At 72.5% G+C, this 2,310-nt stretch carries 3 protein-coding genes; 1 reads left to right on the top strand and 2 read right to left on the bottom strand.

Annotation, left to right across the window (positions count from 1 at the left end; all coding sequences use genetic code 11):
• Positions 1-53: 53 nt before the first annotated feature.
• Positions 54-359, bottom strand: coding sequence for a transglycosylase family protein (locus G6018_RS12095; protein WP_277817779.1), 306 nt, complete (start codon positions 357-359; stop codon positions 54-56).
• 330 nt (positions 360-689) lie between these two features.
• Between G6018_RS12095 and G6018_RS12090 the strand changes: the two genes are divergently transcribed.
• Positions 690-1,571, top strand: a complete 882-nt coding sequence (locus tag G6018_RS12090) for an alpha/beta hydrolase (protein ID WP_182639724.1) — start codon at positions 690-692, stop codon at positions 1,569-1,571.
• A gap of 19 nt (positions 1,572-1,590) precedes the next feature.
• On the opposite strand, the gene G6018_RS12085 is transcribed toward G6018_RS12090, so the two are convergent.
• Positions 1,591-2,055 carry an SRPBCC domain-containing protein gene (locus tag G6018_RS12085; protein ID WP_182639723.1) on the bottom strand — a complete coding sequence of 155 codons (465 nt, stop codon included), beginning with the start codon at positions 2,053-2,055 and terminating at the stop codon, positions 1,591-1,593.
• Positions 2,056-2,310 lie beyond the last annotated feature (255 nt).

The following is a 2,310-nucleotide window of genomic DNA, read 5'->3' as shown; positions in this document are numbered from 1 at the left end:
GAGAGGCGGGTGTGCGGAACGCTCTTATCGATGGCGCCGTCGGCGGACGTCGCTCAGGCCAGCGGGCCACCACAGTTGGGCCACGCGCCCGGCCCCTGTCCGGCGAGCACGCGCTCGCCGATGTCGATCTGCTGCTCGCGGGTGGCCTGGTCGGCGGTCGGGGCGTACTCGCCGCCACCGAAGCCGGTCCAGGTCTGGGCGGCGAACTGCAGACCGCCGAAGTATCCGTTGCCGGTGTTGATGTGCCAGTCGCCGCCGGACTCACACTGGGCCACCTGGTCCCAGGCGCTCGCGGGCGCGGCGGAGGCGGCGGGGGCCGCCAGCGAGGCTCCACCCGCGGCGATACCGCCTGCGAGCATCGCGCCGGTCAGGGTTCGGACGAGCTTCTTCTGCATCTCTCGTGACCTCCTGAGGTCTCGTGTCGTGCATCGGGTGTCCAGCATCGGCCGTCGACCATCGACGGGGACGGCGGACGACCCTACGAGCGGGGTACGGGGGCGACGCAACCCCGGCGCGGCGAAACCGGGGGATCCGGGTCGGGCTCGGGCGGCGGGAGTCGGGACCCCCACGGGGATCGGCACTGCTCACGGGGTCAGTTCGGTGCGACACCGCGACCGCCGGGCTCTGCGGTGAGATGGCTCACCTCGCCGTCGTCCCGCGTCGCGCTCCCGACCCATAGGCTCGGCGGCATGTCCGATCACATGATCCGAGTCGACGGGCGGCGCATCGCCGTGCACGAGTGCGGCGACCCCGCCGGGCAGCCGGTGATCCACTTCCACGGCACCCCGGGCTCGCGTCTCGAGATGGACTTCGGCTCCGACCTCGCCGAACGGGCGGGAGTCCGGGTGATCGGCGTCGATCGCCCCGGTTACGGCCTGTCCGACCCCGGGCCGATCAGCCCGGGCGGGGTCGCGCGGGACGTCCTGGCGGTCGCCGACGAGCTGGGGGTGGCGCGGTTCGCCGTTTCGGCCTGGTCGGGTGGAGGGGCGTTCGCGCTGGCCACCGCCGCCGCAGCGCCCGATCGCGTCATGCGGGTGGGGGTCGCCGGGGGGTTGGCCCCGTTCGATCGGATGCCCGGGGCGCGCGAGGCGCTGACCGCGGGAGATCTCGAGGCGCTCTCCCACTTACCGGGGGACCCCGCCCGCGCGGCCGAGTTGTTCCTGTCCGGCAACTCCGGGTTCCTCGACGCGATGCTCTCGGTCAGGGACGACGAGACCGCGCCGTGGGTCGACTGGATGTGGGCGGACAGCGACGCGGCGGTGATCGCCGACCCCGCGGCCCGGCGGGCCCTGTTCGTGAACTTCCGCGAGGCGCTCCGGCAGGGCACCGGGGCGATCGCGTGGGACAACGTGGCCTTCGTCGGCCCGTGGGGCTTCCGGGTCGAGGACGTCCGCGCACCCGTGCACCTCTGGTACGGCGACGACGACGAGATGGCCCCACCGGCCAACGGGCGATGGCTCGCCGAGCACCTGGGCGCGGCCGAGCTCACGGTCTACGCGGGTGAGGGCCACCTGCTGCCGCTGGCCCACTGGGGCGAGATGATGCGGGCGCTGACCACCTGCGGGAGCTGACCACCACGGAGTGAACGGCTCAGCCGGCCACCGCGGCGGCGAGGTTGGACAGCGAGTCCTCGAGCTGCTGCTCGGACACCAGCGGGAAGGACACCTTCTTGAGGATCTCCTTGTCGGTGACCTTGCCCCAGTCGTAGGTCAGGCGGACCAGCGTCGACTCGGGCCCGCGGTTCTCGAGCTCCCAGACCCACTCCCAGCCGGGGGGCTCGGTGCCGGCGGGCGCAGTCTGCCACGCCAGGATCTTGTCCTTGCCGTAGCCGGTGACGTGGTTCTCGGTGCGGTACTCGCCACCCATGTGCTCACCCTCCATGTCCATGGAGAACACGTCGCCCACCTGCTGGATCCGGTCGGACTTGTAGTCCCCGCGGACGAAGCCCGAGCCGTCCAGCCTGGCGTGGTTCTCCGGGTTGGTGAGGATGTCGAAGATCTCGGCCGCCGAGTGGTCGATCACGCGCTCGACGGTGACGCTCGTAGATGTGGTCATGTCTCCCACCTTGCACGTCGGCGCCGTCCCGTGCATCCGGTCGCCGCGACCCGCGCCGGGTCGCCACCCCGGTGAACTGCCGCTACGGTCGTCACCATGGACCAGTCGACACCGCACCGGACCGAGGCGTCCCCGTCCGAGCCGACCCCGACCGAGCCGACCCCGACCGGGGCCCACGCGACCCGGGGCACGGGGTGGGCCATGCCCGTCATCACGCTCCTCGGGGTGGCGGCCGCCATCGTGGCCGCGTTCGTC

Origin of the sequence: Dietzia sp. DQ11-44 (assembly GCF_014145205.1) — a bacterium.
Taxonomy (GTDB): Bacteria; Actinomycetota; Actinomycetes; order Mycobacteriales; family Mycobacteriaceae; genus Dietzia; species Dietzia natronolimnaea.
This window is presented reverse-complemented; position numbering and strand designations above follow the sequence as displayed.